The organism is Pseudomonas sp. XWY-1 (genome assembly GCF_002953115.1).
Lineage (GTDB): Bacteria > Pseudomonadota > Gammaproteobacteria > Pseudomonadales > Pseudomonadaceae > Aquipseudomonas > Aquipseudomonas alloputida.
Map to the genome: position 1 here is coordinate 2,668,409 of NZ_CP026332.1, position 26,996 is coordinate 2,695,404.

The 26,996-nt window shown below is 63.2% G+C and carries 26 protein-coding genes; 18 read left to right on the forward strand and 8 right to left on the reverse strand.

Annotated features, from left to right (window positions below; translation table 11 throughout):
• Position 1 precedes the first annotated feature (1 nt).
• The 11 genes from PRJ_RS12425 to PRJ_RS12475 all read left to right on the forward strand — a co-directional run bounded on the left by PRJ_RS12425 (position 2) and on the right by PRJ_RS12475 (position 6,815).
• Positions 2 to 544, forward strand: coding sequence for a pilus assembly protein (locus PRJ_RS12425; RefSeq protein WP_104961533.1), 543 nt, complete (start codon positions 2 to 4; stop codon positions 542 to 544).
• Positions 531 to 1,094, forward strand: coding sequence for a type 4a pilus biogenesis protein PilO (gene pilO, locus PRJ_RS12430; protein WP_104961534.1), 564 nt, complete (start codon positions 531 to 533; stop codon positions 1,092 to 1,094). Before PRJ_RS12425 ends, pilO begins: the two co-directional genes overlap by 14 nt.
• Positions 1,094 to 1,600: a hypothetical protein gene (locus tag PRJ_RS12435; RefSeq protein ID WP_104961535.1), complete on the forward strand. Its 507-nt coding sequence runs from the start codon at positions 1,094 to 1,096 to the stop codon at positions 1,598 to 1,600. The genes pilO and PRJ_RS12435 overlap by 1 nt, the downstream gene beginning before the upstream one ends.
• Positions 1,597 to 3,462, forward strand: a complete 1,866-nt coding sequence (locus PRJ_RS12440) for a secretin N-terminal domain-containing protein (RefSeq protein ID WP_104961536.1) — start codon at positions 1,597 to 1,599, stop codon at positions 3,460 to 3,462. The genes PRJ_RS12435 and PRJ_RS12440 overlap by 4 nt, the downstream gene beginning before the upstream one ends.
• Positions 3,459 to 3,938, forward strand: a complete 480-nt coding sequence (locus tag PRJ_RS12445; RefSeq protein ID WP_104961537.1) for a type II secretion system protein — start codon at positions 3,459 to 3,461, stop codon at positions 3,936 to 3,938. The genes PRJ_RS12440 and PRJ_RS12445 overlap by 4 nt, the downstream gene beginning before the upstream one ends.
• 5 nt (positions 3,939 to 3,943) lie before the next feature.
• Positions 3,944 to 4,318 carry a type II secretion system protein gene (locus tag PRJ_RS12450; protein WP_003247965.1) on the forward strand — a complete coding sequence of 125 codons (375 nt, stop codon included), beginning with the start codon at positions 3,944 to 3,946 and terminating at the stop codon, positions 4,316 to 4,318.
• Complete coding sequence (locus PRJ_RS12455) at positions 4,293 to 4,820, forward strand: type II secretion system protein (RefSeq protein WP_014590787.1); 528 nt, start codon at positions 4,293 to 4,295, stop codon at positions 4,818 to 4,820. Before PRJ_RS12450 ends, PRJ_RS12455 begins: the two co-directional genes overlap by 26 nt.
• On the forward strand, positions 4,817 to 5,218 hold the full coding sequence (gene csgE / locus PRJ_RS12460) for a curli production assembly/transport protein CsgE (RefSeq protein ID WP_010954337.1): 402 nt from the start codon (positions 4,817 to 4,819) through the stop codon (positions 5,216 to 5,218). Before PRJ_RS12455 ends, csgE begins: the two co-directional genes overlap by 4 nt.
• Positions 5,215 to 5,628: a curli assembly protein CsgF gene (locus PRJ_RS12465; protein WP_003247970.1), complete on the forward strand. Its 414-nt coding sequence runs from the start codon at positions 5,215 to 5,217 to the stop codon at positions 5,626 to 5,628. Before csgE ends, PRJ_RS12465 begins: the two co-directional genes overlap by 4 nt.
• Before the next feature lie 34 nt (positions 5,629 to 5,662).
• Entirely contained in the window at positions 5,663 to 6,511 is an 849-nt protein-coding gene (locus tag PRJ_RS12470; protein WP_020191117.1) for a CsgG/HfaB family protein, read from the forward strand.
• A gap of 67 nt (positions 6,512 to 6,578) precedes the next feature.
• Positions 6,579 to 6,815 (forward strand): hypothetical protein, encoded by a 237-nt coding sequence (locus PRJ_RS12475; protein WP_104961538.1) that lies wholly within the window; start codon positions 6,579 to 6,581, stop codon positions 6,813 to 6,815.
• 245 nt (positions 6,816 to 7,060) lie between these two features.
• Here the strand turns inward: PRJ_RS12475 and PRJ_RS12480 are convergent, their stop codons facing one another.
• Genes PRJ_RS12480 through PRJ_RS12505 form a run of 6 tightly spaced genes read right to left on the reverse strand, consistent with a single transcriptional unit; the run spans position 7,061 to position 13,658 of the window.
• Positions 7,061 to 7,333, reverse strand: a complete 273-nt coding sequence (locus PRJ_RS12480; protein WP_004574333.1) for a PAAR domain-containing protein — start codon at positions 7,331 to 7,333, stop codon at positions 7,061 to 7,063.
• A gap of 3 nt (positions 7,334 to 7,336) precedes the next feature.
• Positions 7,337 to 8,275, reverse strand: coding sequence for a hypothetical protein (locus tag PRJ_RS30370; RefSeq protein ID WP_256597961.1), 939 nt, complete (start codon positions 8,273 to 8,275; stop codon positions 7,337 to 7,339).
• A gap of 5 nt (positions 8,276 to 8,280) precedes the next feature.
• A complete protein-coding gene (locus PRJ_RS12490; RefSeq protein ID WP_256597962.1) occupies positions 8,281 to 10,152 on the reverse strand; it encodes a hypothetical protein in 1,872 nt (623 codons plus the stop codon).
• Positions 10,145 to 10,987, reverse strand: coding sequence for a hypothetical protein (locus PRJ_RS12495; RefSeq protein ID WP_104961541.1), 843 nt, complete (start codon positions 10,985 to 10,987; stop codon positions 10,145 to 10,147). The genes PRJ_RS12490 and PRJ_RS12495 overlap by 8 nt, the downstream gene beginning before the upstream one ends.
• Positions 10,984 to 11,559 carry a DUF4123 domain-containing protein gene (locus PRJ_RS12500; protein ID WP_104961542.1) on the reverse strand — a complete coding sequence of 192 codons (576 nt, stop codon included), beginning with the start codon at positions 11,557 to 11,559 and terminating at the stop codon, positions 10,984 to 10,986. Before PRJ_RS12500 ends, PRJ_RS12495 begins: the two co-directional genes overlap by 4 nt.
• Positions 11,556 to 13,658, reverse strand: coding sequence for a type VI secretion system Vgr family protein (locus tag PRJ_RS12505; RefSeq protein WP_104961543.1), 2,103 nt, complete (start codon positions 13,656 to 13,658; stop codon positions 11,556 to 11,558). The genes PRJ_RS12500 and PRJ_RS12505 overlap by 4 nt, the downstream gene beginning before the upstream one ends.
• A 696-nt stretch (positions 13,659 to 14,354) precedes the next feature.
• Here PRJ_RS12505 and PRJ_RS12510 point away from each other — a divergent pair.
• From PRJ_RS12510 to PRJ_RS12530, 5 genes are all read left to right on the forward strand, one after another.
• Positions 14,355 to 14,591 carry a hypothetical protein gene (locus PRJ_RS12510; RefSeq protein WP_104962873.1) on the forward strand — a complete coding sequence of 79 codons (237 nt, stop codon included), beginning with the start codon at positions 14,355 to 14,357 and terminating at the stop codon, positions 14,589 to 14,591.
• Positions 14,592 to 14,868: 277 nt separating this feature from the next.
• Complete coding sequence (locus tag PRJ_RS12515; protein ID WP_104961544.1) at positions 14,869 to 16,779, forward strand: sigma-54-dependent Fis family transcriptional regulator; 1,911 nt, start codon at positions 14,869 to 14,871, stop codon at positions 16,777 to 16,779.
• Position 16,780: 1 nt separating this feature from the next.
• Entirely contained in the window at positions 16,781 to 18,514 is a 1,734-nt protein-coding gene (locus PRJ_RS12520) for an ABC transporter ATP-binding protein (RefSeq protein ID WP_104961545.1), read from the forward strand.
• Entirely contained in the window at positions 18,504 to 19,181 is a 678-nt protein-coding gene (locus PRJ_RS12525) for a S8 family serine peptidase (RefSeq protein WP_104961546.1), read from the forward strand. The genes PRJ_RS12520 and PRJ_RS12525 overlap by 11 nt, the downstream gene beginning before the upstream one ends.
• On the forward strand, positions 19,174 to 20,466 hold the full coding sequence (locus PRJ_RS12530) for an NAD(P)/FAD-dependent oxidoreductase (protein ID WP_104961547.1): 1,293 nt from the start codon (positions 19,174 to 19,176) through the stop codon (positions 20,464 to 20,466). The genes PRJ_RS12525 and PRJ_RS12530 overlap by 8 nt, the downstream gene beginning before the upstream one ends.
• 136 nt (positions 20,467 to 20,602) lie before the next feature.
• On the opposite strand, the gene PRJ_RS12535 is transcribed toward PRJ_RS12530, so the two are convergent.
• Both PRJ_RS12535 and PRJ_RS12540 read right to left on the reverse strand, forming a co-directional pair.
• The gene (locus PRJ_RS12535; RefSeq protein ID WP_104961548.1) at positions 20,603 to 21,916 is read right to left on the reverse strand and encodes a hypothetical protein; all 1,314 of its coding nucleotides are present in this window, start codon (positions 21,914 to 21,916) and stop codon (positions 20,603 to 20,605) included.
• A gap of 138 nt (positions 21,917 to 22,054) precedes the next feature.
• On the reverse strand, positions 22,055 to 23,548 hold the full coding sequence (locus tag PRJ_RS12540; protein ID WP_020192690.1) for an aldehyde dehydrogenase: 1,494 nt from the start codon (positions 23,546 to 23,548) through the stop codon (positions 22,055 to 22,057).
• Positions 23,549 to 23,951: 403 nt separating this feature from the next.
• Here PRJ_RS12540 and peaA point away from each other — a divergent pair, with 403 nt between their 5' ends.
• Together peaA and peaB are read left to right on the forward strand one after the other, a co-directional pair.
• Positions 23,952 to 25,517 (forward strand): quinohemoprotein amine dehydrogenase subunit alpha, encoded by a 1,566-nt coding sequence (gene peaA / locus PRJ_RS12545; RefSeq protein WP_104961549.1) that lies wholly within the window; start codon positions 23,952 to 23,954, stop codon positions 25,515 to 25,517.
• Between the two features lie 48 nt (positions 25,518 to 25,565).
• Positions 25,566 to 26,996: a quinohemoprotein amine dehydrogenase maturation protein gene (gene peaB, locus PRJ_RS12550; RefSeq protein WP_104961550.1), complete on the forward strand. Its 1,431-nt coding sequence runs from the start codon at positions 25,566 to 25,568 to the stop codon at positions 26,994 to 26,996.

Here is a 26,996-nt window from a genome sequence, read left to right on the forward strand (position 1 = left end):
CATGCGCCGCCTCGATCTGGAATTCCAGCCACGGCGCAGCGGCCCGTTGGTTTGGTCGCTGCTCGTCCTTGCCAGCGCCATGGTCGCCGGCCTGGTGCTGCTGCAGCAACGCTTGCAGACCGAGCAAGTGGCGCTGGAAGCCAGCGTCCATAGCCTGGAACTGCAACTTGGCCGGCGCCCGGCCATTGCACAACCCAAGAACAGCGCTGCCAGCCGGGAGCAGGCTGAGCGCCTGGCACAAATGCGCAGTGTGTCGCAGCAACTGCAACGCCCTTGGCAGCAACTGTTCGCCATGCTTGAAGCCATGCCGCAGGACGACGTCGCGCTGCTCGGCCTGACGCCGGATGCGCGCAAGGGCCAGGTGCGCATTGCCGCCGAGGCGCGCAACCTCGAAGCGATGCTGCAGTACCACCAGCGCCTGGAAGCCAGCGACGAGCTCAGCGACGTGTCGCTGCTCAACCACGAGGTGCTCGCTGCGCGGCCCGAGCACCCGGTGCGCTTCACCCTCACCGCCACCTGGGAGACCGGCCATGCGCGCCCTTGAATCGTTCAGCAGCCTGATCCTCCAGGAGCGCCTGCGTGTTGTCGGCCCGGTAGGCCTGGCTGCCGTAGCCGTAGGCCTGCTCGCCATTGGCGTGGGGTGTGCCGGCGTGCTGCCGCAATGGCAAAGCGTACGCGAGCTGCGTGCCACCGAAGCGCAGGCCAGCGAACAGGTAGGGCGTGTCAAGCGGGGTGAGCTGAAGATTGCGGTCCAGCCCGAGCAGCAGGCCCTCGACAGCCTGCGCCAGCAACTGCCCGGTCAGCCCCAGGCCAGCGAGTTGATCGAGCGTCTGTACCGCCTGGCCAGCGCCGAGCGCATCAGCTTGGCCCGCGGTGAATACGCGTTGGGTATCGACCCCAAGACCGAGCTGGCCCGCTACCAGATCGTGCTGCCAGTGCGCGGCAGCTACCCGCAGATTCGTGGCTTTATCAAGGGCCTGCTCAAGCAACTGCCGACGCTGGTGCTGGAAGACCTTGAGCTGCAACGCAAGCGCATCGGCGACAGCGAGCTCAATGCCCGCCTGCGCATGACCCTTTATCTGTCGAGGTCGTGATGAACACACAACGTGCAGTCATCTGGGCCGGCTTCCTCGGCGTGAGCGCGGCGCTGGCCTGGGCACCGGACCATTGGTTTGGCCAGGACGATGGCGTCGCGGCCTTCGCGGGTAAACCCGCTCCTACAACAGAAAGCGCTGCGTCCATTGTAGGCGCGGGCTTGCCCGCGAAAGGGCCAGAACAGGCCTCCCGCGACCTGTTCCCAACCCAGCAATGGACCCAACCCCAAACCCTGGCCACGGTCACCGAACAACCCGTGATGATCGCACCTGTCGTCGCCGCGGCCCCGACGGCCCCGGAACTGCCTTTCCAGTTCATCGGCCGCATGGGTGACCGCGACGACCTGCAGGTCTTCCTGCAGAGCGGCGAAAAACTCTACGTCGTGCGCCAAGGCGACGTGATCGAAGACACCTATCGCCTCGACCGGGTATCGGCCAACGAGCTGAACCTGGTCTACCTGCCTTTGCACCAGTCGCAGACCTTGTCTGTCGGGAGCGCACCATGAAGTCGTCAAAGCTGTGCAAGCCTGCTCCGTTTCTGCTCGTGGCGCTGTGCGTGGCCATTGCCGGTTGCGGCTCCAGTGCGGTTCGCCAGGACAGCGACCAGTTGATGAAAGAGGGCCAGTACGAAGCCGGTATCGCCCGCCTGGAAGAGGCCCTGCGCGATGACCCGCGTGATACAGAGCTGAATATCGCCCTGGCCCACAGCCGCCAGGCGGCGGTCGAGGCCCTGATTGGCCAGGCCGACAGCGACCGCGTCCGCCACGACTTCGCCAATGCCCGGATGGGCTATGGCCGGGTGCTCACCCTGGAGCCGAACAACCGCCGCGCCCAGGAAGGCATTCGCCAGCTGGAGCTGATCCGCACCCTGGACGAACGCATAGCGCTTGGCCAGGCGGCGCTGCGCCAGGGCGACCTGTTCGGTGCCGAACGCTACATGCGCGAAGTCTTGCGTCTGGACCCGCAGAACCAGAAGGGCATGACCCTGCGCAGCGACATCGAAAACGTGCAGGCACGCACCGCGCAGCCGTACCCGCAATTGCGCAGCAAGCTGGAGCGGCCGGTCACCCTGGAGTTTCGCGATGCCAACCTGAAGACCATCTTCGAAGTGCTGTCGCAGGTGGCCGGCATCAACTTCATCTTCGACAAGGACCTGCGGCCGGACATGAAAGCCACCATCTTCGTGCGCGAGGTGCGCATCGAGGACGCGATAGCGCTGCTGCTGGAACAAAACCAGCTGCGCCAGAAGATCGTCAACGACAACACCGTCATGGTCTACCCCGACTCGCCGCAGAAGACCAAGGACTACCAGGAACTGGTCATGCGCACGTTCTACCTGACCAGCATCGACGCCAATACCGCGTTGAACATGGTCAAGACCATGCTCAAGACCCGCGACGTGTTCGTTGACGAGCGCCTCAACACCCTGACCATGCGCGACACGTCGGACGCGGTGCGCATGGCCGAGAAGCTGCTGCAGTCGCAGGACCAGTCCAACCCCGAGGTGGTGCTGGAAGTGGAGGTGATGGAGGTGGCCACCTCGCGCATCCTCGACCTTGGCCTGCAATGGCCCAACACCTTCGGCGTGCTGAGCGACGATGGCAACCCGGTCAGCGTGCTCGACCAGCTCAAGGGCATCAATTCCAGCCGCATCAGCATTGCGCCGGCGCCGCAGGCCAAGATCAACGCCCAGGACAAGGACATCAACACCCTGGCCAGCCCGGTGATCCGCGTCAGCAACCGCGAACAGGCGCGCATCCACATCGGCCAGCGGGTGCCGATCATCAGCGCCACCTCGGTGCCGTCGACCCAAGGGCCGGTCATTACCGAGAGCGTCACCTACCTGGACGTCGGCCTGAAGCTAGAAGTGCAGCCCACCGTGCACCTGAACAACGAAGTGGCGATCAAGGTGGCGCTCGAGGTCAGCAACGCCACCCCGCTGGAGGCCACCCGCCAGGGCACCATCCCGGTCCAGGTCGACACCCGCAACGCGCAGACCAGCCTGCGCCTGCACGACGGCGAAACCCAGGTGCTGGCCGGCCTGGTGCGCAACGACCACAACGCCAGTGGCAACAAGATTCCCGGCCTTGGCGACATCCCGGGCCTGGGCCGGCTGTTCGGCAGCAACAAGGACGACATGAGCAAGAGTGAGCTGGTGCTGGCGATCACCCCGCGCATCGTGCGTAACCTGCCGTACCAGAGCCCGTCGGACATGGAGTTTTCCACGGGCACCGAGTCGGCCATGCAGGTGCGCCAGATGGCGCCACTGCCGCCGATGGACATACCTGGTAATGCGCCGACCACCGATGAACCGGTCGTGGACAGCCAGATGGCGGTCGCCCCGGTCAACGGGAGCCCACGGCCATGAGCGCCCGGCGTCGCATGCACGGCTTCAGCCTGATCGAGGTGGTGCTGACCCTGGCACTGCTCGGCTTGCTCGCCAGCATGGCCGCGCCGCTGACCGAAACGGTGGTACGCCGCGGCAAGGAGCAGCAACTGCGCGAGGCGCTGTACCAGATTCGCGACGCCATCGATGCCTACAAGCGGGCCTTCGACGCCGGCTACATCGAGAAGCGCGTCGATAGCAGTGGCTACCCGCCGAACCTGCAGGTGCTGGTAGAGGGCGTGCGCGATGTGCGCAGTGCCAAGGGCGCCAAGTTCTACTTCCTGCGGCGCATCCCGCACGACCCGCTGGTGGCGGCAAAGGATGAAGACGAAGGCGGTTGGGGCCTGCGCGCCTACGACAGCAGCCCCGACAACCCGCGCGAGGGCGAAGACGTGTTCGACGTGTATTCCAGGGCCCGCGGCAAAGGCCTGAACAATATCCCTTACGGGCAATGGTGACAGCCATGAAACGCAGCAAAGGCTTCACCCTGATCGAACTGCTGGTGGTGATGGCGATCATCGCCACGCTGATGACCATCGCCATGCCGCGCTACTTCAACAGCCTGGAAAGCTCGCGTGAGGCCACCCTGCGTCAGAGCCTGGCAGTGCTGCGCGAGGCGCTGGACCACTACTACGGTGATACCGGCCACTACCCCGATTCGCTGGAACAACTGGTGGAACAACGTTACCTGCGCAACACACCGGTCGACCCGATCACCGAGCGCAGCGATGCCTGGCAGCTGGTGCCGCCGCCTGAGGGTGTTGCTGGCGGCGTGGCTGACATCAAGAGCGGTGCCACAGGGAGGGCGCGTGATGGCAGCCTCTTCGCTGAATGGTAAGGCCAACGGCGGCTTCACCTACCTGGGTGTGCTGCTGCTGATTGCGGTCAGCAGCGTGGCCCTGGCGGCCACCGGCACGATCTGGGCGAGCGCCGCCCAGCGCGACCGCGAACGCCAGTTGCTGTGGGTCGGCAGCCAGTATGCCCAGGCCTTGCGCAGCTACTACCGCGCCTCGCCAGGGCTGGCCCAGTACCCCCAGGATCTGGCCGACCTGCTGCAGGACAACCGCTACCCGCAGGCCAAACGGCACATTCGCAGGCTTTACCCTGACCCGATCAGCAACAGCGACGAGTGGGGCCTGCTGCGTTCGATCGACGGCCGTATCACCGGGGTGTACAGCCGTTCGGATGCCACCCCTTTCAAGCGCAGTGGCTTCAGCGCCGAATGGAGCGGTTTCGAGGGGATGGAGCACTACAGCGACTGGCAGTTCGTCGCCGAGCAGGCCTTTACCGAAAGTGCACGCGGTGTGCAGACGAATGCAGGCCCGGGAGACACGCCATGAAGCGCCTGGCTGCGCTGTGCCTGGGCCTGCTGCTGATGGCAGGGGTGACCACCTGCGCCAGGGCGGGTGCTGAAGACGAGATGCAGGGCTTTATCGTTGACAACACCATCTCGCACATCGGCCACGACTTTTACTACTACTTCGCCGACCGCCTGCGTGCCACCAGCCGTCTGGACTTCAACCTGGTGGTACGCGAACGCCCCGATGCCCGCTGGGGCAGCCTGGTGACGGTGGAGTTCGAGCGTGAAGTGGTGTACCGCCGCTTCCTGCCACCCAATACCACCGAGCTCAAAGACGAGGCCGTCGCCGCCGCCGACCTGGTCAAGCAGCAGATCATTCAACGCAAGCTGCAACGCCTGCTACAGGACACCACCGACTTGGAGAGGGACGAGCTATGAACCACCGCATTCCACGTTGCATTGCCGCCTGCCTGCTGGCCAGCGCCTGTGCTGCCCAGGCCACCGAGCTGGTGTACACCCCGGTCAACCCGGCCTTTGGCGGCAACCCGTTGAACGGCACCTGGCTGCTGAACAACGCCCAGGCGCAGAACGACTACGACGACCCGGACCTCAAGGACCGTGCCTCGGCCTTTACCGGCACCACAGCCCTTGAGCGCTTCAGCAACCAGCTGGAGTCGCGGATGTTGTCGCAGTTGCTGGACAACATCAGCAACGGCAACACCGGCAGCATGGCGACCGATGCGTTTCTCATCGACGTCATCGACGATTCCGGGGCCTTGAGCATCAAGGTCACCGATCGTGCCACAGGAGAAATTTCGATCATTGAGGTCAGCGGCCTGAACCCCTGAGAGGGAAGGGCTTTTATGTTGGGGAGGGAACACCATGAAACGTCTGCTGAGCACGCTGCTGATCCTCACCGCCCTGGGCCTGCAAGGTTGTGGCCTGCGCGAACCGATGCCCGCTGAACAGGACTCGGAAACCCCGACCCTGACCCCTCGGGCCTCGACCTACTACGACCTGATCAACATGCCACGCCCCAAAGGCCGGCTGATGGCCGTGGTGTACGGCTTCCGCGACCAGACCGGGCAGTACAAGCCCACCCCGGCCAGCTCGTTCTCCACCAGCGTCACCCAAGGCGCGGCCAGCATGTTGATGGACGCCCTGAGTGCCAGCGGCTGGTTCGTGGTGCTGGAGCGTGAAGGGCTGCAGAACCTGTTGACCGAACGCAAGATCATCCGTGCATCGCAGAAAAAGCCGGATGTAGCGGAAAACATCATGGGCGAACTGCCCCCGTTGCAGGCCGCCAACCTGATGCTCGAAGGCGGCATCATCGCCTACGACACCAACGTGCGCAGCGGCGGCGAGGGCGCCCGCTACCTGGGGATCGACATCTCTCGCGAGTACCGGGTGGACCAGGTCACCGTCAACCTGCGCGCTGTGGACGTGCGCACCGGGCAGGTGCTGGCCAACGTGATGACCAGCAAGACCATCTACTCGGTGGGGCGCAGTGCCGGGGTGTTCAAGTTCATCGAGTTCAAGAAACTGCTGGAAGCCGAGGTGGGGTATACCACCAATGAACCGGCGCAGTTGTGCGTGCTGTCGGCGATCGAAGCGGCGGTGGGGCATTTGCTGGCGCAGGGGATCGAGCGGCGGCTGTGGCAGGTGGCGGGGGATCCAGCTGATGGCAAGGCCACGGTGGACAAGTTCTTGAGCCAGAATCTGCAGCCTTGAAGCAGATTCAACGGCACCTGCGCGGTCGATGTGGGGCCTTGTGTCGCGATAATGCAGCCATCCACCGTTGTTCGCCGTTCGTTCGGGCGTGGATTACGAAGATGCGCTGGTGCACCTGTCCACGCTGCTGAAAGGGGCGTTTGCGACCAACCTCAAGGCGCTGGAACTGGCCAAGGGCACCTGCCGTGATCTGTTGTTGAGCAATGACCATGGGTTGGATTCGGCCAAGGCGGTGGTGGAGGCGTTGCTGGATGGGGTTGAGAGGCAACCGTTGGCCGGGCGCGGGAATGCGTTGCAGGACTGAGGGTGGGGCGTCCAGGTGCTTGGTGATCGGGATTGGGCGCCTGTAAGATCGAACGCCGCCCGCGCGGCAAGCCCGCACACATTTGTTTCGGTCCGGCCACTTCTGTGTGGTTATCTTTATCCGCCTCGTTTGTCCGATCCGATATCGAGGGTTGCTCCGCTGATCGTCAGGTGCGGGCGCATTGGCAAAAGATTAATTGGCCCGAAAACAATGTGTGGAGCAAGCCCCGAAGATCCGCTGCGCGCTCATTCATCTTTGGCGTAAGGTCCCGAGCAGGTGGATGAAACCCTGCATCCACACGCAAGCTCTGCCGGCTCGAACACCAACGCAATACCGTTGCACAGCACACCACGATCACCGCCAGATACCAGTGCAAATGTCCCACCATGAAGCGGGCAGGGCGCATGATCACCAAGGATGCATTGCGGCCGCCCGTTGACAACCATCCCGCTTCCTTCCCCCATCCGGCCTCCGCCACTGTGAGGGTCGCCTTTGCGAATTGCGCCTTTTCTGGACATCGCTCAATCCTCTGCACTGTTCTGCACGACGGCTTCGTAAAGCCCAGCCGGTACGGCATCGGGATCATACTTGCAGGCCGCAGCCAGGAAACGCATCAGTAACTCATCCGGCTCGAAGCGCATGCCTGGCGGGCAGGTCAGCTGAGCGTAGGGCGTCTTCATCAGTGGGTGGTCGATGGAAGGGTTTGGCAGGCCCATCGAGCGCCGCAGGTTGAGAATGGCGAGGATTTCGGCAGGGTAGACGGCTTCAAAGGGCGAGCCGAATTCGAAGTTGCCGGAGTCGAGTTCGCGGGAAGTCAGGGCGATGCGTTCAACGTGGGTATCGCAGGCGGTGACCAGCATCGGCATCAGCTTGTCGGGGTCGGGCTCGCGCCAGTTAGCGACCAGTTGGCCCCAGGCAGGGTCGCGGGGCAGGGCGTGTTTGTCGAGGTCTAGCGGTTTGTCTAGCCAGTCGCCGATGATGGTCAGGCCAAAAGCGGCGTAACGTAGGGTGGTGCCAATCGGTGGATTGTGACCATCTCTCACACCGTAGCCATTGTTAATGCCGGAGAAGACTGCATCATGGCAAGGTACTACCACCGTAAATTGTCCGGTTGCCAAGGCGCATAGCATTACATGGGTGATGCCATCCAGATCATCAAGGCCGGTTCGGGAAGTGCCTTTAAGATTCTCGACGATTACGCTGTTTCCTACTAGTAGCCTCAATACGCCCGTAGCCAGTGTTTGGGGCGCTTTCGCGTATGGGTTTTCAGCGGCTTGGAGTAGACTGTCTCCTATGCTATTCATGCCGAGCCTGAATACTTCGTCGGCGGCAATAGCGATGCTGTCATTCCCTTGTATGTAATCAGTGATTCTGCATCTTTCAAGTGATGCGTCAGATGATGCCCAATCGCGAATGTTTCTGAGGCTACTGGTTAGTCGAGATCTAGAGGTTGATGCCATTTTCGTCACCAGGTATTTATCTGAATTCCGGTCGAGTTGCCCGCAACCTTGTTTAGCTGTCCGCTAGGAGCAAGAAACACCTGCGCGTGAAGGTATGAGATTTTTCCGCTGCTCATTGCATTGCGCAGATGTGTTGCTTTGGCTGCAATCTCAGGCATTGCTACCTTCAGGTTGTCGATGTTCCAGCCTCCCTTCCTTCGTGCTATCAGTCTTTGTATACGCTCCACATTCGCACTTCCGCCGGCCATTTGTGTGTTCAGGAACCCAGGCGTCCTGCTTTTTCCAAGGGTCGTCTTCACTTCTATCACCAACAACGTCCCCGCCTCGAACTTCAGCTCGTTCAGCGGCGCCGTGCCTTTCAGCCCATCAATGTGATGGCGCATTTCCTGCGTCGTCGGATTTCGTACCGTCATCGAAGGCGGAGGCGGTACGTACACCAGCATGTCGATGCCTTGGTCGCTCTTGTTCTTCAAGCCGAACTGGCTGGGCCGGGAGGGGTGGGTACTCATGCCGAGGATGTTTTCGGGCTTGACCTTCCAGTGACTGACCAGGGCCGCTGCCAAGGCTTCTTCGCCGGCATCGGCGACGACGCGGGTCAGGCTACCGCCCATACGCACTGGACCGACGCTGTGCTGGATCAGTGCCACCAGCCGGTCACGCAGGGTGGTGGCCATGAAGGCGTAGTCGGCCTTGCCGCCGACCACGTCGAGTGCGACCTGGCTGGCATTGCGGTCTACCGAGTGCAGTTCGCGGGCAGTGACCGATAGCTCACCTTCGCGGGTGCGGCGCTGGATGCGGGTTTCCAGTACGGTGACTTCGCCATCGCTGCGGTTGCCCAGGCGACGGACGTCTTCTTGCGACAGTGCGGCGTTGTCCAGGCGCACGGTAGTGATACTGCCGGGCCGCAGCTTGTGCATCAGCCAGCGGGCGCCGCCCATGGCGGCCGGCAGCAGCAAGGCCAGGTTGATGGCCATGAATACTTGCTTGCCACGTGCCTCGGCGGTGTCTGGGTTGGCCAGGCGCGCCAGGTCGGTGAAGAACTGCTCGCCGATACTCAGGCCTTCGCCGGTGATCATGCGGCTGCTGCCATCGATCATGGCGTCTGCTGCCAAGGCGGCTTCCAGGGCGACGAAAGCATAGCGGCCGCGGGTGAGGGCACCCTTGACACCCCGCACCACAGGGATGACTGCCAGAAGCCCGAGGGCGAATTCGCCCGCACCGATAACGCCTTGCCACAGGCGTGCGCGGCCCTTGGCTTCGGCATAGTGGCGGGCCAGCTGTTCGCAGGCCAGGTTGATTGGGTACAGGCCGCTGGGTGTGTGCCAGGTGTAGGGTGGACTGATGCGCTGGGTGCCGTGCTCGTCGATGTATTCTTCCCGTTGCGCTTCGCGCCACTCTACGTGGGTGAAGGTGGCGAAGTAGATCTTGTGGTCGGTGAACAGGAAATTGCTGTGCAGGGTGAAGCCGAAGCCTTGCTGGTCGCGCTTGCCCATGTGGTCGAGTACTGGCGGGGCCAGTTCGTCCAGGCGGATTTCATCGTCGATGCATACCAATTGCAGCTTTTCGCGAGCGGCAAAGGCGTAAAAATCTGCCAGCCAGGCATTGCCCAGCGTATCGCCAGCGTGTTCCAGCACTTGCTGGAGGAAGGTGTCGCGGTGATTGCGTGCTGGGTCGCGGATCCAGGGGTTGTTGCGAAACCAAGCGGGGCCAACGCCGTTCTGCGACGGAATGCCCAGTACCTGGTCGCAGCCATCACCACCGTCGAGCGAAAACATTGCACCGGGAAGAGAGCACGGCACGCAAATGTCTGGAGGAATGGGTAGCGCTCCGTTGAGTGCGGCATGACTCAAGGCTTGTAAAGCAGATGATTCAAACATGCGGGCTCGGCTCCTTGAGTGCCTGTTGATGAGCTGCAAGTTGACTTGCCAACGCGTGGCGTCGCTCGCTGGGCGAGTCGGTGGCCTCCAGCGACTTCACCCAGGGAGTGAACAAAGGGTTGAGGAAGAAGTAACGACCGAATGCTATGGCCAGGAGGACATGCAGCAGCACTCGGCTGCGGGACAATTGGGGCAGCTTGTGCAGGTCGTCGGAGGGCTGTGGTAGCCGTTTGCCGTAATAGCGATAGGCGCGGATTTCGTTTCCGTTAAGCTCCACGTGGTTGATGACGGGCAGCGCATAGCGGCTGCAGGCATCCGACTCATAGCGGCAATAGCACGCATGATATGCGTCTTCAGGTACGCCACGCAGGGCCATCAGTTGTTCCAGCGATCGCCACCGGCGGTCTTGGTCGCGGTCGTCGTCGGTCCAGCGCAACATCCCCAGTGTGATGTCGTGCATGGGGGTAAGCTGACGCTCCCACCGTGAACGATGATTTGCCGCCTGCATGGTCAGCAGGTCAAGTTGCTCATTCTGGGTGAGGCCAGGTGCTTGTCTGATTGACCACACCGATTCGCACGCGGGATCGGCCCACCACCCCAGGCCTAACAATAAATGGCTGAGCACGAGCAAGCTGTACTCCTTGCCGCAGGTGTAACCGTTTTTGCTGACGAGCGCCCCCGCTTTGGCTACGAAGGGAGGAACATCCTCGCCGCGGGTATGAAAGCGCGGAAGTGAACCATTCAACGTCTCTAGCAGGAAGTCAGACAGCCTGCGGTTGGTTGACCACAGTACCGCCCCTTGTAGTGCATCCAGATCCAGACTTTGCAGAATCATCCCGACACCTCATGGCGCAGTGGCAGCCAAGCCAGGCAGCCCTCCCGTTCGCTGCCATGTTCTGCTTGCTCAAACAGCGGCTGTGCGCCGAGCGCAAGCCCGGTGCGCGCATCGTGGAAATAGAGCCTGCGTACCCGTCCGTTGTCGAACAGCCGGCCCAGGATGTCTGGGCGGTAGGTCAGTGAGGCGACGTACAGGCTTAATGATTGGGGGTCACCAAGCCTCAAAAAATAACGACGTCGTCCTGCCTGAGCTTTGCCAAAGCGGCGCAGGTGCCGTGCGAGCGCTTCAAGGGGCAAGGCGGCCTCGATCACGGTACCGGTGAAACGCCCCTTCAGTCCGCCTAGCCACGCGTCCACTTCGCTGCCCGCGATCAGTTGGAAGAGTATTGGGGCATGCCTCTCCAACCCGGCGTCATATTCCAGATACCAAAGGCTGTGGTGTTGGCTGGCATGAAACTCCAGCCTACCCAGCAGGTCCGGATTGGCCGACGCTTCGGCAAGCACGAACAGGCTTGCGTTCACGGTCCCCGTGCACAGGCTTCCCTCAGTTAGTTGGCGGTGCAGGCTCATGCGTCATCCTCACCGGCAAAAGGGCACTCTTCGATCAGCGGCGAGCCCTCGCGGACAGCGGCTTCGATGGCATCGAGTTGGGCCTGTACCGGTGTCTGGTAGGTGACGTTGCCTTTGAAGCGGATGTTGGGCGCTTCGATGGTGATGCCGTCGGCATCGAAAATGATCTTGCCGCTCGGACCACGGATGTGGATCCGTTCCGTACCCTGAAGCATGTACGCCCGGGTCAACAGGCGTTGCGCCGTGCGGGCCTCAATGGCACGTGTGCCTTCGATAACAAGTGACTGGTTGCCGCCGATGTTCAGGCTGTGGTCGGCGGTGATCTTGGTGCGGCTTGAGTTACCGACCGTGTGGACGTCGTTGCGGTCGATCCTGGTGAAACGGTCCTGGTGAACATGATCGCGACGGTCCCGGCCTGTTTCGATTGATTCGTCACGCGCGATACTGGTGGTGTGGTCCCGGCCTGTTGCAGTGGCGCGGTCGTTACCGACATTGAGGGTCTGGTCGTGCTTGACCTTGGTGTTCATATCCCTTTCTGCATGCATGAACACTTCTTGGCGACCCAGTTCATCTTCGAAGCGCAGTTCGTTGAAGCCATTGCCCTTGTGGGTCTGGCTCTTGATGGTCATGCGGGTCTTGTGTTCCGGCAGGTCATAGGGCGGCAGTTGATTTCCGCAGTAGGTGCGTCCGGTGATCATTGGTTGGTCGGGGTCGGCGTTGACGTATTGGATGATCACATCCTGGCCGATGCGCGGGATGGCCATCGAGCCCCAGCTGCCGCCGGCCCAGCCTTGCGACACGCGTACCCAGCAGGAGCTGAACTCATTGTTGTTGCTTTCCCGATCCCATGGGAAGCTGACCTTGACCCGCCCCCATTCGTCGCAATAGATTTCTTCGCCGGTTGGACCGACAACGGTAGCCATCTGTGGGCCATCGATACGAGGCCTGTCCAGCGGCGCGGGTCGCCATTCGATTCGGCCGGGCACCAGCACGGCTTCCTGTGTGTAGCGTGTACTCTGATCGGCACCGCTTGCTTCTTCCTGCAGACTGGTGAATTGGCTGCCTTCATGGTGCACACGCATCACGCGCCAGTGTGCGTTGAGATCTTTGCGGGGATGTTCGACAAGGGTGAAACCCAGGCCGGGCTGCAGCCGTACATCGTCGCCTTCAACCTCCGCAATGCAGGCATCATGACGCAGGGCGGTGAGACGGTTGGCTGTGAAGGGCACGCCAACCGCATCACGCTTGTAACGGCCGGGGTAGTCGAAACGCTCATAGTTCCGGGACTGATGGGTGATACGACTGTCGGATGCTCGATGTTCCTGCCGATACTGTGGGTTAGTAAAGGTGTAGTCCCGTTGCACCTGCCGCGCAGTACGAACCTGTTCGCTGTAACGCAGGCGCTTCAGGCAAGGCCTGGCCTGATCGCCACCGCCCATGGCCCGGTACAGTACCTGGTCGGGACCGACCTCGTCCTGTTCGAAAGAGCCTTCATTGTCTTCATCGGCAGTTGTTGCCCATCGGCTGATCTGTCCCAGCGTCAGTAGCCGGTCGGTGATGACCAGCTGATGGTGTTTCGGCGTGTGCTCGAAGCAATAGACGAAACCCTCTTCGCCCGCCAGGCGGGCGATGAAATGGAGGTCGGTTTCACCGGCCTGCACACAGAACTCGCGTACCTGGTGCTCACCGATGCTCCTGATTTCATAACGGCTGATGCCTTGACGCTGCAGCATCAGTTCAAGGATTTGCGGTACGGTTTTTTGCTGGAAGATGCGCCAGTTTGAACGCAACTCGGCCCGGGCCAGCGTCGGCTCGACCAAGGCGTGGTAACGAGTACGGTAAAAACCGGTTTCGCCCTGGCTGAACGTGCTGATCAGACCGTGCACGAAGCGCAGTGGGCGTTGCCCTTTCCAAATAGTGAACAGCGCCGGTTTATCGAGCAAATTACCGAAGTCGGCGTCATCCTCGTGACTGATCAATTCCAGCCTCAGCTGGAAGGGTGCGCTGATGGCTTCGTCAAGTTCGAATGAAACCACCTCGAATTCATGATCACCGGCCAAGGGCTGGAAGCTGAAGCGCAGATCGGATTGTCGGTACATGGCATGTCCTTGATGCGCGGGGCACAGCCCTGTGGGCGCTGCAACGTGGAGTAGCGTTCAGGGTGAGGGTGTACTGGAAGGGTACGAGCGCCGTGGAGGGATGGAAATAAACGGGGTGTTGATGATTTGGCGACAAGTAGGAAGCTTCTGATACTTGTAACTCAGTGTTTATCTTCCTTGCTCAACCCTAACGGGCTCCATCAACCAGATGAGGCCCAACCGACACCAACGTGCGCAGCGGTGGGGCACTTGCTGGCGCAGGGGATCGAGCGGCGGTTGTGGCAGCCGGCCAGGAGTGCGATCAGGCAACAGAAGTGTTACTGCGCATGCCCTCAGCTTGAAACCCTTCCCTGACCTCGGTAGTCTTTGCCCGCTGCTGTCAATCCAGCAGTCGGGTTTGGTCACCCGCAATCATCAAGGCGCACAAGCGCCCGCTCTGCGATACAGTTGGCGCTTTTTTGTGCCCGGCTGTTTCGTTTAATGGCGGCTGTGCGTGGGGCGCCTCCGTGCGCGCCGGTTTCCTTGATTCCCGGTTGACCAACCCGCGTACAGTCGCCACCCATTCGTTTGGTCACGTTGTGTGGCGACTCCAGTGAATCAAGGAGCGACACAATGACAAAAGGCTTACCTGATCCTCCTGTACGCGCCACCACGGCGGCCTCCAGTTTCTCCACCTGCGAATGCAGCCATCCACCGTTGTTCGCCGTTCGTTCGGGCGTGGATTACGAAGATGCGCTGGTGCACCTGTCCACGCTGCTGAAAGGGGCGTTTGCGACCAACCTCAAGGCGCTGGAACTGGGCAAGGGCACCTGCCGTGATCTGTTGTTGAGCAATGACCATGGGTTGGATTCGGCCAAGGCGGTGGTGGAGGCGTTGCTGGATGGGGTTGAGAGGCAGCAGCTGGCTGGGCGGAAGGCGGCGTCGAGTGCCTGACGGGGCTTGGCTATTGGTGATATCGATCGATATCCCTGATTGATCTCGAGGGCCTCTTCGCGGGCTCGCCCGCTCCCACAGGTACAGCGCAGTCCTCAGGGTTGGTGCGAACCCTGGCAAGCCAGCTTCCACAGGGATTGCGCCAGCTTCAAGTAACCTGGCCAGCTACACCCCAATCCATCCACTACCAGATGACGCCCAGCCATTTCTCCCGCACACTGCGGAAAATTCCCAAGCCCGTACCCCGTCACATTGCGGGGCACAGCCGGAGTAGAAAATGGCGCGACAACTTATAACAAACGCCCACGACCCGCTGCACGAATCCCGCGAGGCCCGCCTGAAGCTGGCCAGCGAAGGCGAACTACCGCTAGGGATGCTGCGCGACGAGATCGACGCCTCCTGGCGCCGCAGCCTGGGCCACGGCCTGGACTGCCTGCAGGGCGAACAGGTCGGCCTGGGCCTGGAACAGGGCCATGACCTGCGCCTGCTGCTGGAGCGCAACCGCCTGCTGATCGATGCCGTTACCCCCGAACTCGACTACCTGGTCGCGCGCCAGGGCAAGGCTGGCATCGTCATCCTCGGCGATGCCCAGGCCAACGTGCTGGCCATCGAAGGCCAGAAGCACGTGCTGCAACGCGAAGGCCTGCGCGATCTGCACCCGGGCAGTTGCTGGAGCGAATCGCTGCGCGGCACCAATGCCATCGGCACGGCCGTGGTCGAAGGCCGGCCGACGCTGATCAACTGCGGCGAACATTACCTTGACCGCCTGAGCCCGTTCTCCTGTACTTCCGTGCCACTGCGCGACCCGCGCGGCGAGGTGATCGGCGTGCTCGACATCACCCGCGAAGGGGTGATGGCGCAACCGCAGGACAGCCTGTCGACCCTGATGCTGGCAGCCGGCAACATTGAAAGCCGCCTGTTTGGCCTGTGCCACCCGGAGCACCTGGTGCTGGCCTTCCACAGCCGCCCGCAGTACCTCAACAGTGCCTGGCACGGCCTGTTGGCCCTGAGCCTGGACGGCGAAGTGCTGGCTGCCAACGACAGTGCCTGCCAGCTGTTGCAGGTGCCGCGTCACGAACTGATTGGGCGGCGTAGCACCGACCTGCTGGGCGAACGTTCCCCGGCCTTTATCGCTCGCCTGTGGCAGGGCGGGGTCAGCAGCGTGCAGACCGCCAAGGGCGAGTTCTATTTCCGTGCCCTACAGCTGCCGCGCCATGGCCGGGTAACCCCCAGCACACCATCCAGCAAGCCGGCCTTGAGCAAACAGTCGCCTGCACTCGATGCTCTGGCCGGTGGTGATCAACGCCTGGCGCGCAACCTGCGCATGGCTCGCCAGGGGCTGGGCAATGGTTTGCCAGTGCTGCTGCTGGGCGAAACCGGTACCGGCAAGGAAGTGGTCGCTCGGGCCTTGCACCAGGCCAGCCCGCGTGCCGACAAACCGTTTGTGGCGGTCAACTGCGCGGCCATTCCCGAAGGGCTGATCGAGTCCGAGCTGTTCGGCTACCGTGAGGGCGCCTTCACCGGTTCGCGCCGGGGCGGCATGGTCGGGCGGCTGATGCAGGCCCATGGTGGCACGCTGTTCCTCGACGAAATCGGCGACATGCCGCTCGCCCTGCAAGCACGCCTGTTGCGGGTACTGCAGGAGCGCCGGGTAGCACCCTTGGGGGCGGGTGACGAGCAGGACATCGACGTGGCGCTGATCTGCGCCACCCACCGCGACCTCAAGCGCCTGGTCCAGGAACAACACTTCCGTGAAGACCTGTTCTACCGGGTCAACGGTGTGTCGCTGCGCCTGCCGGCCCTGCGCGAACGTGAGGACCTGGCGGCGATCATTCAGGGCCTGCTGGACAAGGCCGATGCGCGTGGCGTAACCCTCGACCCGGCGTTGACCGCGTTGCTCGAAGGCTTCGACTGGCCCGGCAACATCCGTCAGCTGGAAATGGTGGTGCGCACCGCGCTGGCCATGCGCGAGGATGGCGAGCAGGTGCTGACCCTCGATCACCTTACCGACTGCCTGCTGGACGAACTGGCCAGCAGCACAGCGCCCTCCGGCAGCCTCAAGGACAGTGAACTGGAACAGATTCGCGGTGCTCTGGCGCGCCACCAGGGCAACGTCTCGGCCGCCGCCGCGGCACTGGGTATCAGCCGGGCGACGCTGTACCGCAAGCTCAAGCAGTTGCGCGGCTGACGTGGGCGGCCTGTTCGCAAGGCTGGTGGATTCCAGCGACCCTGTACTCATGCGCCAGGCGTTGGCCTGGCTGTATGGTTTCGTGCGCCCCCATCGGCATGCCATCGGCCTGTTGCTCAGCTTGTCGCTAGGTGCATCGCTGCTGGCGCTGGCGCAACCCTGGCTGGTCAAGACCCTGATCGATGAGGGGCTGCTGGCCAAGGATTACCAAACGCTTTGGCACATGGCGGCAATCATGATCGGCGCGGGCCTGCTGGGCACGGTGCTGGCTGGCGTCAACCGCTACCTGCATACGCGCCTGTCGGGGCGCATCCTGTTCGCCTTGCGCGACGACCTTTACCGCCATCTGCAGCAGTTGTCGCCGACCTTTTACGGGCGGCGGCGTATCGGCGACATTCTTTCGCGGCTGGATGGCGATGTGGCAGAGATCCAGCGCTTTGCCGTGGACTCGCTGTTCTCGGCGGTGTCGGCGGTGATCGGCCTGGTGGGCGCGGTGACGTTGATGCTGATGCTGTCGTGGCAGTTGTCCCTGTTGCTGGCGCTGCTGGTGCCGATCGAGGTGCTGTGGCTGCGCTGGATGCGGCGCAAGGTGGAGCGCGAAGTGCGCAACTTGCGTGAGCGCTCGGCGGATGTGTCGTCTTTCCTGGTCGAGACCCTGCCGGCGATGAAGTTCATTCAGGCGGCCGGCCAGCAAGGCCGGGAAGCAGGGCGCCTGGACCAGCTTGGGCAAGGTTACATGCGTCAGCTGCTGAAGGTGCAGGTGACCGAATTCTTCACCCAGGCCATCCCCGGCACGCTCACCTCGTGGTGCCGCGCCTGTGCGTTCCTGGTCGGTGGCTGGTGGGTGATCCAGGGCACCTGGCAACTGGGCGCGTTGATCGCTTTTTCTACTTACATGGGCATGGCGGTTGGGCCGGTGCAGAGCCTGTTGGGCTTGTACGTGGCGGTGCAGCGCATGGCTGTCAGCCTGGGAAGGGTGATGGAATTGAAGCAGGAAGCGGTAGCAGTACATCAGACCGCCAACCCGCAGCCCATCCCCGATGGCCCCGGCGAGTTGCGCCTGGAGGCGCTGAGCTTTGCCCATGAGGGGCGTCAGGGTGCGGTACTGAACAACGTGCAGGTGAGCATCCCGGGTGGCCTAAAAGTCGCCATCAGCGGTGCCTCCGGGGTGGGCAAGTCAACCCTGATCGACCTGCTGCAGCGCTTCTACGACCCGGACGCCGGGCGCATCCTGCTGGACGGCGTCGACCTGCGCGACCTTGACCTGGCTGCGCTGCGCAGGCGAATCGCCGTGGTCAGCCAGGACATCGTGCTGTTCCGTGGCACCCTGGCGCAGAACCTGGCTTATGGCGTGCCCGAGGCCAGCCGTGATGAACTGGAACGGGTGGTGCGCCTGGCGCGGCTGGACAGCCTGGTCGACAGCCTGCCGCTGGGCCTGGATGGCTTGCTGGGCGAGCGCGGCCAGCAGTTGTCCGGGGGCCAGAAACAACGCATCGCCATTGCTCGTGCAGTGTTGCAGGCCCCGGCGATCCTGGTGCTGGACGAGGCCACTTCGGCGGTGGATGAGGCCACCGAACGTGAAGTGATCGCGGCCATCGACCAGCTGTTCGCCGACCGCACGCGCATCCTGATCAGCCACCGGGCTTCGACCCTGGCCGATGCCGACCTGCATCTGCAACTGCATGACGGCCAGTTGCAGGTACTGGCGCAGGAGGTGATCAAACATGGGCACTGACGTGCGCGTTGGCATCATCGACAGCGGTTGCTCGCCGGAGCAGGCCAACGGCTTGCTGGACGCCCGCCGTTTCTGGCTGGAAGACGGCCAGTTGCGCGAAGGTGCAATACTCCCCGACCAACTTGGGCACGGCAGTGCGGTGTTCGCCAGCTTGCAACACCAGGCTGGTCCTGTGTCTGTGTTGGTGGCCCAGGTGTTCAGTGCCCAGGCCAGCACCAGTGCGTTGCAGGTGGCTGCCGCATTGCTGTGGCTGGTGGAGTCGGGAGCCACGCTGGTCAACCTCAGCCTGGGCTTGCAGCAGGACCGGCCCGTGCTGCACCAGGCCTGTGCCGAGGCTTTGGCCGCAGGTGTGCTGTTGTGTGCATCCAGCCCGGCGCAGGGTGGGCCGGTGTTCCCGGCCAGCTACCCAGGCGTCATTCGGGTCACCGGCGATGCCCGCTGTGCACCGGGCCAGTGGTCGTGGCTGGGTACGCGACAGGCGGATTTTGGCGCTTACGTGGGCGCGGGTGAGCGGGCGGGTGCGAGCCTGGGTTGTGCGGCGTTGAGCGGGAAGATTGCCGCCTTGCTGCGTGATGCCCAGGGGATGGACCGCCAGCAGGTGCATGACTGGTTGCGTGAGCATGCGGCCTTCAACGGGCCCGAGCGACGGGGTCCCAGCCATGGTTGAGCCGCGCATTGTGGTGCTGGGTGCCGGCCCTGCGGGTGCCGCCACGGCCATTGGCTTGCGGCGGCTGGGTTACACCGTGACGGTGGTGGCGGAGTGGCGCCGTTTCGCGGCAGTTGAAGGTGTTTCGCAGCGGGTGCTGGAGGGCTTGCGTCACGCAGGCCTTGGCGGGGCCTTGAGCCAGGCGGCCATGCCGGCCACCCGCCAGGTGCACTGGAACGGCCAGCATCTGCAGATGAACCAGGAGTTTTTGCTCGACCGGCAACGTTTTGATCAGGCGCTGCGCGAAGACCTTCAGCGCGCAGGCGTGAGTGTGGTCGAGGGGCGGGTGCGTGAGGTCGTGCAGGGGGGCGGTCATCATGTGCGCCTGGACGATGGGCAGGTGCTGACCGCTGATTTCCTGGTCGAGGCCCGAGGCCGCCAGGCACCCCTGGCCGCAGACCGCCTGCGTGGGCCGGAAACGGTCAGCCTGCTCAATGTCTGGCAGGGTAGCCCCGGTGCGCCTGCGTCGGCGGTGGAGAGCCTGGAGGATGGCTGGGCGTGGATGGCACGGCTGGAAGATGGCCGCTGTTACTGGCAAGTCACTCAGGACGCTGCAGGGCTGCCGGGAAAGGCTGGGTTGGCAGCGTACTGCGTGACGCTGCGGGGCCGCAGCGCGTTGGTCGCTGAACTGTTCGACGATCAGGCATTGAGGCCGGCACAGGTGCATGCACGCAGCAGTACCGCCATTCTGGCGGGTGAGTGTGTCGGGCAGGACTGGATTCGGGTGGGGGATGCCGCCATGGCCGTTGACCCGCTGTCGGGCAACGGGATTTTTCAGTCGCTCTCTTCGGCATTGCAGGCGCCGGTGGTGATCAATACGTTGCTGCGCAGACCTGAGCGGGCCGAGCTGGCGCGGCAGTTTCACCAGCAGCGGGTCGAGCAGCTGTTCTTGCGTTTTGCCCGCATTGGCCGGGATTTCTATGCCCAGGAGCAGAGCCGGGTGGGGCAACCGTTCTGGGCCCGGCGCCAGGGTTGGCCGGATGCGCAACCCCTGCATGAGGCGCCTGATTGGCAAGCGGTGCGGGTTGAGCGGCGGCCTGTACTGCGTGATGGGCTGGTGGATGCGGCCGAGGTGGTGGTGACAGCGGATCAGCCGTTGGGGGTGTGGCACTTGCAGGGGGTGGAACTGGCGCCTGTGGTGCGACAAATACGCAGTGGGCGGCCTGTTGAGGCGGTGTTGTCGGGGCTTGCGGGTGAACAGCAGAGGAGGGTGCGGCGGTGGCTGGGGGAGCAGGGGTTGGTTTGAGATTGCCGGGGCCGCTTTGCGGCCTATCGCGACGCAAGGCCGCTCCCACAGTCCACAACCACACAACCCAACCATACAACCCTGTGGGAGCGGCCTTGCGTCGCGATGGGCTGCGAAGCAGCCCCAGGATGTCGGATCAGAAAAAGGTCCCGACAATCAATTGCAGGTAAGTCCCGGTATCCCGCCCACCTAGCTGCGTACCGCCATTGGCAGCACTGCGCTCCGGCTTGTAGAACCCCACCACCGGACTGATCAGCAGGTGGTCGTTGACCATCCATTCCACATACAGGTCCAGCTCGCGCCCGCCAAGGTTGCCCTGGTCGGTGTCCAGCGTGTCGAAGTCGAAGTACAGTGCGCCGACGGTCAGGTTGTCCCGTGGCTTGCCCTTCAGCGCTACATGGTGCACCTGGCTGTTCTTGTTGAAGGGCCCGGCATAGTTGGCTGCCACTTCACCCTGGAACCAGGTGCCGTAGCCCCGGCTCAGGCCATAGAACAGCGGGTCGAAGCCTTCGGAGAAGCGGCTGTAGCGGTAGGTGGCGGTGGGTGACCAGGGCAATTGGGAGAAGGTCCAGTTGCCCTCCAGGTACCAGGCATTCTCGCGCCCGCCGGTCTTGTCCTGAGTCACGTACTCGGCGGCCAGCTCCAGGTCTTTCACGCCCAGGTTGCCGCGCCCGCGCAGGCTGGCGGTGTCCATGCCGTCGCGGTGTTCCAGGCCCATGATCTGCGCGTAGCGCTGGTCCACGTCGAGGCCGCGGATCCAGCTCAGGCCGACGGTACCGGTATCGGCGACGTGCTCCAGGTTGGCTACCGCCAGGGAAGTGTCGGCCTGGTAATGGTTGTCGGACTTCAACCACATCAGGTCGCCGCGCCAGCCCTGGTTACCGCCCAGGCGCAGCACGGCGGTGCGGTCGAAGGCCTTGCGCGCGGCCAGGTAGTAGGCACCGCCGCGGTCGAAGTTGGCCCCCAGGTCGACCTTGCCCAGGTTGACCGGGTCACCCTGGATCAGGAAACCATCACCCAGGGTGACGACCTGGCGGCCACCGGAAATGTCGACGCCATCTTCGCCCAGCGCCGGAAACAGGTTGGCCGAGCGCCAGCCCAAATACAGGTCTTCGATGGCGGTGCGACGTTCGTCACCCAGGGTCAGGCCGGCGGCGTCGCCATCGCCCCAGGTGGCGGAACTGAGCAGGCTGAAGGCGCCGTAGAGGGTGCCGCTATCGGCCAGGGTCTGGCTGCCGCTGAGGCCGTATTTTACGTAGCCTTCCTGCCAGGCGGTGCTGCCGGGTTGGCGGTTGCCGGCCTGGTTGAAGCTTTCGTCGCTGTGGAAGACGCCGAACAGGGCTTCGAGGTCGGCGTTGAGGGTGGTGCCATCGTGGTTGTACAGCTCGTAGGCTTGGCTGGCGGGGGCGGTTAACAGCAGGGCCAATGTGCAGGCGAGTGTGTGCCTCATGGGTTTGCTCCATGGTTTTTATTGTTGTTTTTTTGTTGCCTGTGCCGGCCTCTTCGCGGGTGAACCCGCTCCTACAGGGCATGTGATACCTGGTGTAGGAGCGGGTTTACCCGCGAAGAGGCCGGTACAGGAAAAAGATCAGAGCTTGATCAACACCGATTTCAGCTCGGTGTAATGCTCGATGGCCGCTGAACCCATCTCACGACCAACGCCAGACATCTTGTAGCCACCAAACGGCAGTGCCGGGTCGAGCGCGCTGTGGCAGTTGACCCACACCGAGCCGGACTTGATGCGCGGGATCATGCGGTGCACCGCGGCCAGGTCGTTGGACCAGATGCTTGCACCCAGGCCATAGGGGTTGTCGTTGGCCATGCCGATCACTTCGTCGATGTCATCGAATGGCATCGCCACCAGTACCGGCCCGAAGATTTCTTCCTGTACCAGTCGGTGACGCTGGTCCACATCGACAATCACCGTCGGCTTGACGAAGTAACCAGGCCCGAAACCTTCTCCCCCGCAGGCGATGGTGGCGCCCAATTCGCGGCCGAGCTCGATGTAGCCGGTGACGCGGTCCTGCTGCTTGGCTGAAATCAGCGGGCCCATCTGCACCGCCGGGTCCAGCCCGTTGCCCAGCTTCATGGCATTGGCAATTCCGGCGATGTCGGCCACCACATTGTCGAAGTGCTTGCGGTGCACATACAGCCGCGAGCCTGCGCAGCACACCTGGCCCTGGTTGAAGAAGATCGCCGTGGCCGCACCGGCTGCGGCTTCCTGCAGGTTGGCGTCGGGCATGACGATGGTCGGCGACTTGCCGCCCAGTTCCAGGGTGACGCGGGTCATGTTGTCCATGGCCGCCTTGCCGATCAGCTTGCCGACCTCGGTGGAGCCGGTGAAGGTCAGTTTGTCTACGCCGGGGTGGCGGCTGAGCGCGGCGCCGGCGTTCAGGCCGGTACCGGTAACCACGTTGAACACACCGGCCGGGTAGCCGGCCTCGTCGACCAGCTCGGCCAGCTTGAGCACGCTCAGTGGGGTTTCATCGGCAGGCTTGAGCACCACGGTGCAGCCGGTGGCCAGTGCCGGGCCGAGCTTCCAGCAGGCCAGCAGCAGTGGGAAGTTCCAGGCGACGATGGCGCCAACCACGCCCACTGCCTCGCGGCGTACGAAGCCGTGGAACTGGTCGTTGGGCATCAACGGCATGGACGCTTCGACGGTGCTACCCTCGATCTTGGTGGCCCAGCCCGCCATATAGCGCAGGAAGTCGATGGCCAGTTGCACGTCCATCACCTGGGCCACGGCGGCGCTCTTGCCATTGTTCAGGCATTCCAGTTCGGCCAGCTGACGCGCATCGCGCTCCATCAGGTCGGCCAGGCGCCACAGCAGGTTCTGCCGCTCGCGCGGGCGCATGCGGCTCCAGGGCGAGTCGTCGAAGGCCTGGCGTGCAGCGCGCACGGCGCGGTCGACATCTTCGGCCTCGGCGGCCGGCACTTCACCCAGCACTTCGCCGGTGGCCGGGTTGCGGAACGACAGGGTGCGACCGCTGGCGGCGTCCTGCCAGTCGGCACCGATGCGCATCTTCAGCTTGCGTTCGAGAAAGGCGCGGGTGGCGGGCAGGATGGGCAGTTCGGAAAGCATGGGGCTGTGCCTCTTGTCATTGGATGTGACGGGCACTGGCGCAATGGCCGTGCCAACCTGGGCATATGGCCGCAAAGCATTGTGGGCGTTGGTTTTTGCCTGAGCGCAAAGTTGCGATTGCCGGGTTGCGCTGTTGCACATTGAGACGGTGTGAGACGGTGGTGAAACAGTGGCTGTTCGTCCTCTTCGCGGGCCCTGTCTCAACATGAAACACCCTGTCGCGAAATGGCACGCTGCAAATGGCCATCCCGGCTCCTGGCCAAGCCCCGAAAACCGCTTAACAGGCTGAAAGGAAACGCTTTTACCCTAACTGGCACAGTTCCTGTATCACAACCGTCACATGCACACCTGCTGTACCAAAGCGTGCGAAAACGATAAGAACAACAACCGTGGAGGTCTGACCTTGAAGACGACTCGACTCCGGCGGCATGCGGGCAAACTGGCGCTGGTCGCCGCCGCGCTGCTGAGCACCCAGGCCATGGCGGCCGAGCAGGGCCCGAGCCTGTTGCAGAACAAGTGCATGGGGTGCCATATCCCCGAAGGCAACGACACCTATAGCCGCATCAGCCACCAGCGCAAGACACCGGAAGGCTGGCTGATGAGCATCGCCCGCATGCAGGTGATGCATGGCCTTCAGATCAGCGACGACGATCGTCGCACGCTGGTCAAATACCTGGCCGACAAACAGGGCCTGGCGCCCAGCGAAACCGATGGCGTGCGTTACGCCATGGAGCGTCGGCTCAATACCGTCGAGCACTTCGACACCCAGCTCAGCGAGACCTGTGGCCGTTGCCACTCGGGTGCCCGTGTCGCCTTGCAACGGCGCCCGGCCAAGGAGTGGGAACACCTGGTCCACTTCCACCTTGGCCAATGGCCGTCCCTTGAATACCAGGCCCAGGCGCGTGACCGCGACTGGCTGCCGATCGCCCTGCAGCAAGTGGTGCCGGACCTTGCCAAGCGCTTCCCGATGGACAGCGCGGCCTGGGCCGAATGGCAGAAGGCCAAACCCAAGGCGGACGTACTGCCGGGGCAGTGGGCATTCAGCGGCCATATGCTGGCCAAGGGCGATGTACGTGGGGTGATGAGCGTCACGGCCGGAGAGGGCGATACCTTCAAGGTCGAGGTCAAGGGCGCTTACGCCGACGGTACACCGTTCAACGGCAGCGGCTCGGCCATCCTGTACAACGGTTATGAATGGCGGGGCAATGTGAAGGTTGGCGATGCCAACCTGCGCCAGGTGTTCGCCGCGCTGGATGGCGAAATGAAAGGCCGTATGTTCGAAGCCGATCACGATGAGCGCGGCCTGGACTTCAGCGCCGTAAAAGAAGGCAAGGCGCAGTTGCTGGCGGTACAACCGGCGTTCATCAAAGCCGGAGGCGAAAGCGAAATCACCCTGGTTGGCAGTGGCCTGACTGGCAAGCCGGACCTGGGTGCCGGGGTGGAAGTGACCGAAGTGCTGGAGCAGACCCCGACCCTGGTAAGGGTCAAGGCCCTCGCCGCATCCGATGCCAGGCCAGGCCTGCGCGAGGTGGCGGTAGGTGCGCTCAAGGGCGTGAACCTGGCGGTTTACGACAAGGTCGACGAAGTGAAGGTCGTGCCGGCGTTCTCCATCGCGCGCATTGGCGAGAACGGTGCCTCCGTGCCGAAAGTGCAGGGGCGTTTCGAGGCCGAAGCCTGGGGCAAGGATGCCAATGGCCAGCCGCTGCGTATCGGCTACCTGCCGGCCAGCTGGAAGGTCGAGCCGTTCAACGAGCGTGCTGTCGAGGATGAAGACGTCAAGTTCGCCGGGCAGATGCAGGCCGACGGTGTGTTCGTGCCAGGCGGTGCCGGGCCCAACCCTGAGCGCAAGATGATGACCAACAACGCAGGTAACCTGAAGGTCATCGCCACGCTGGCCGACGGTGGCCAGACCGGCGAAGGGCACATGATCGTCACCGTACAGCGCTGGAACAACCCGCCGCTGCCGTAACGGCAGGCTGCAACGGTTTTCCAACGGATCGATTATCGGGAGGTCGCCATGGGCGTACTACTGAACCTGGTCGAACGCAACCTGCACGAAGTACAGGTTGATGCCGACCGCATGCTGTTCCATATCCCCAGCAGTTCGCTGTTCACCGCTGACGCGGTGACCGGCGGCATCATCGACACCTTGCGCCAGCAAGGCTGCTCGGCCGAGGAGCTGATGCAGCGCCTTGGCCAGCAGTTTGCCGGCGAGGATATCCAGGACACCCTGCGCGAGCTGATCGCGCTGGAGCTGGTCAGCGACGGCTCGCCGCTGACCCCGGAAATCGCCCTCAGGCAAGTCGAGCGCACCGCGCTCAACACCGTGGTGCTCAACGTCAACACCGGTTGCAACCTCAGCTGTACCTATTGCTACAAGGAAGACCTGGACAAGCCTTCCGCCGGCAAGAAGATGAGTACCGCCACCGCCGAAGCCTCGGTGGAGATGCTGCTCAAGGCATCACCCAACGAGCAGCGCTACAGCGTGGTGTTCTTCGGTGGCGAACCGTTGTCCAACCGGCCGTTGATCGAGCACATGGTGGCTTACTGCGAGCGGCGGTTCGCCGAGGCGGGCAAGCAGGTGGAGTTCATCATGACCACCAACGCTACCTTGCTGACCGAAGAAATCATCGTTTGGCTCAACGCCCACCGCTTTGGCCTGTCGATCAGCATCGATGGCCCCAAGACCGTGCACGACCGCAACCGTATCACCGTGGGCGGGCAGGGCACCTATGACGTGGTGCGGCGCAAGGCCGACCTGCTGCTGTCGCGCTACACCAGCCGGCCGGTGGGGGCCCGGGTCACGCTGACCCGTGGCATTACCGACGTTGAAACCATCTGGAACCACCTGTTCAATGAAATGGGTTTCGCCGAGGTCGGCTTTGCCCCGGTTACCTCTGGCGACATGGCCGACTTCAACCTCACTGGCGAAGAGCTGGTGCAGGTCTTCGCCAACATGAAGGCACTCGGCCGGCGCTACCTGGAGGCGGCACTGGAGCACCGCAACATCGGCTTCTCCAACCTGCACCAGTTGATCACCGACATCCACGAAGGCCACAAGAAGGCCCTGCCGTGTGGCGCCGGGTTGAAGATGCTGGCGGTGGACCACGAAGGTGAGCTGAACCTGTGCCACCGCTTCACCGGCTCCAGCCTGCCCACCTTCGGTAACGTGCACCAGGGCGTGAAGCAGGCGCAGCTCAACGACTTCCTGTCGCAGCGCCTGGACCGCAGCAACACCGGCTGTGAAAGCTGCCGTATTCGCAACCTGTGCTCCGGCGGCTGCTACCACGAAAGCTATGCGCGCTACGGCGACCCGCAGCACCCGACTTACCACTACTGCGAACTGATGCGCGACTGGGTGGACTTCGGCATTGAAGTCTACAGCCGCATCATGGCCGTCAACCCGGCCTTCATCGATCGCTACATCACCCCGCGGAAGGCGCATTGA

Bases quoted from the DNA above. Each gene is read 5' to 3' on its own strand.
- PRJ_RS12450 (WP_003247965.1), top strand. From the start codon at position 3,944: ATGAAACGCAGCAAAGGCTTCACCCTGATCGAACTGCTGGTGGTGATG.
- PRJ_RS12525 (WP_104961546.1), top strand. From the start codon at position 18,504: ATGGGCACTGACGTGCGCGTTGGCATCATCGACAGCGGTTGCTCGCCG.
- PRJ_RS12455 (WP_014590787.1), top strand. From the start codon at position 4,293: ATGGCAGCCTCTTCGCTGAATGGTAAGGCCAACGGCGGCTTCACCTAC.
- PRJ_RS12445 (WP_104961537.1), top strand. From the start codon at position 3,459: ATGAGCGCCCGGCGTCGCATGCACGGCTTCAGCCTGATCGAGGTGGTG.
- PRJ_RS12440 (WP_104961536.1), top strand. From the start codon at position 1,597: ATGAAGTCGTCAAAGCTGTGCAAGCCTGCTCCGTTTCTGCTCGTGGCG.
- PRJ_RS12480 (WP_004574333.1), bottom strand. From the start codon at position 7,333: ATGTCCAGAAAAGGCGCAATTCGCAAAGGCGACCCTCACAGTGGCGGA.
- PRJ_RS12435 (WP_104961535.1), top strand. From the start codon at position 1,094: ATGAACACACAACGTGCAGTCATCTGGGCCGGCTTCCTCGGCGTGAGC.
- PRJ_RS12490 (WP_256597962.1), bottom strand. From the start codon at position 10,152: ATGTTTGAATCATCTGCTTTACAAGCCTTGAGTCATGCCGCACTCAAC.
- PRJ_RS30370 (WP_256597961.1), bottom strand. From the start codon at position 8,275: ATGGCATCAACCTCTAGATCTCGACTAACCAGTAGCCTCAGAAACATT.
- PRJ_RS12495 (WP_104961541.1), bottom strand. From the start codon at position 10,987: ATGATTCTGCAAAGTCTGGATCTGGATGCACTACAAGGGGCGGTACTG.
- csgE (WP_010954337.1), top strand. From the start codon at position 4,817: ATGAAGCGCCTGGCTGCGCTGTGCCTGGGCCTGCTGCTGATGGCAGGG.
- pilO (WP_104961534.1), top strand. From the start codon at position 531: ATGCGCGCCCTTGAATCGTTCAGCAGCCTGATCCTCCAGGAGCGCCTG.
- PRJ_RS12515 (WP_104961544.1), top strand. From the start codon at position 14,869: ATGGCGCGACAACTTATAACAAACGCCCACGACCCGCTGCACGAATCC.
- PRJ_RS12540 (WP_020192690.1), bottom strand. From the start codon at position 23,548: ATGCTTTCCGAACTGCCCATCCTGCCCGCCACCCGCGCCTTTCTCGAA.
- PRJ_RS12535 (WP_104961548.1), bottom strand. From the start codon at position 21,916: ATGAGGCACACACTCGCCTGCACATTGGCCCTGCTGTTAACCGCCCCC.
- PRJ_RS12465 (WP_003247970.1), top strand. From the start codon at position 5,215: ATGAACCACCGCATTCCACGTTGCATTGCCGCCTGCCTGCTGGCCAGC.
- PRJ_RS12425 (WP_104961533.1), top strand. From the start codon at position 2: ATGCGCCGCCTCGATCTGGAATTCCAGCCACGGCGCAGCGGCCCGTTG.
- PRJ_RS12505 (WP_104961543.1), bottom strand. From the start codon at position 13,658: ATGTACCGACAATCCGATCTGCGCTTCAGCTTCCAGCCCTTGGCCGGT.
- PRJ_RS12500 (WP_104961542.1), bottom strand. From the start codon at position 11,559: ATGAGCCTGCACCGCCAACTAACTGAGGGAAGCCTGTGCACGGGGACC.
- PRJ_RS12530 (WP_104961547.1), top strand. From the start codon at position 19,174: ATGGTTGAGCCGCGCATTGTGGTGCTGGGTGCCGGCCCTGCGGGTGCC.
- PRJ_RS12470 (WP_020191117.1), top strand. From the start codon at position 5,663: ATGAAACGTCTGCTGAGCACGCTGCTGATCCTCACCGCCCTGGGCCTG.
- peaB (WP_104961550.1), top strand. From the start codon at position 25,566: ATGGGCGTACTACTGAACCTGGTCGAACGCAACCTGCACGAAGTACAG.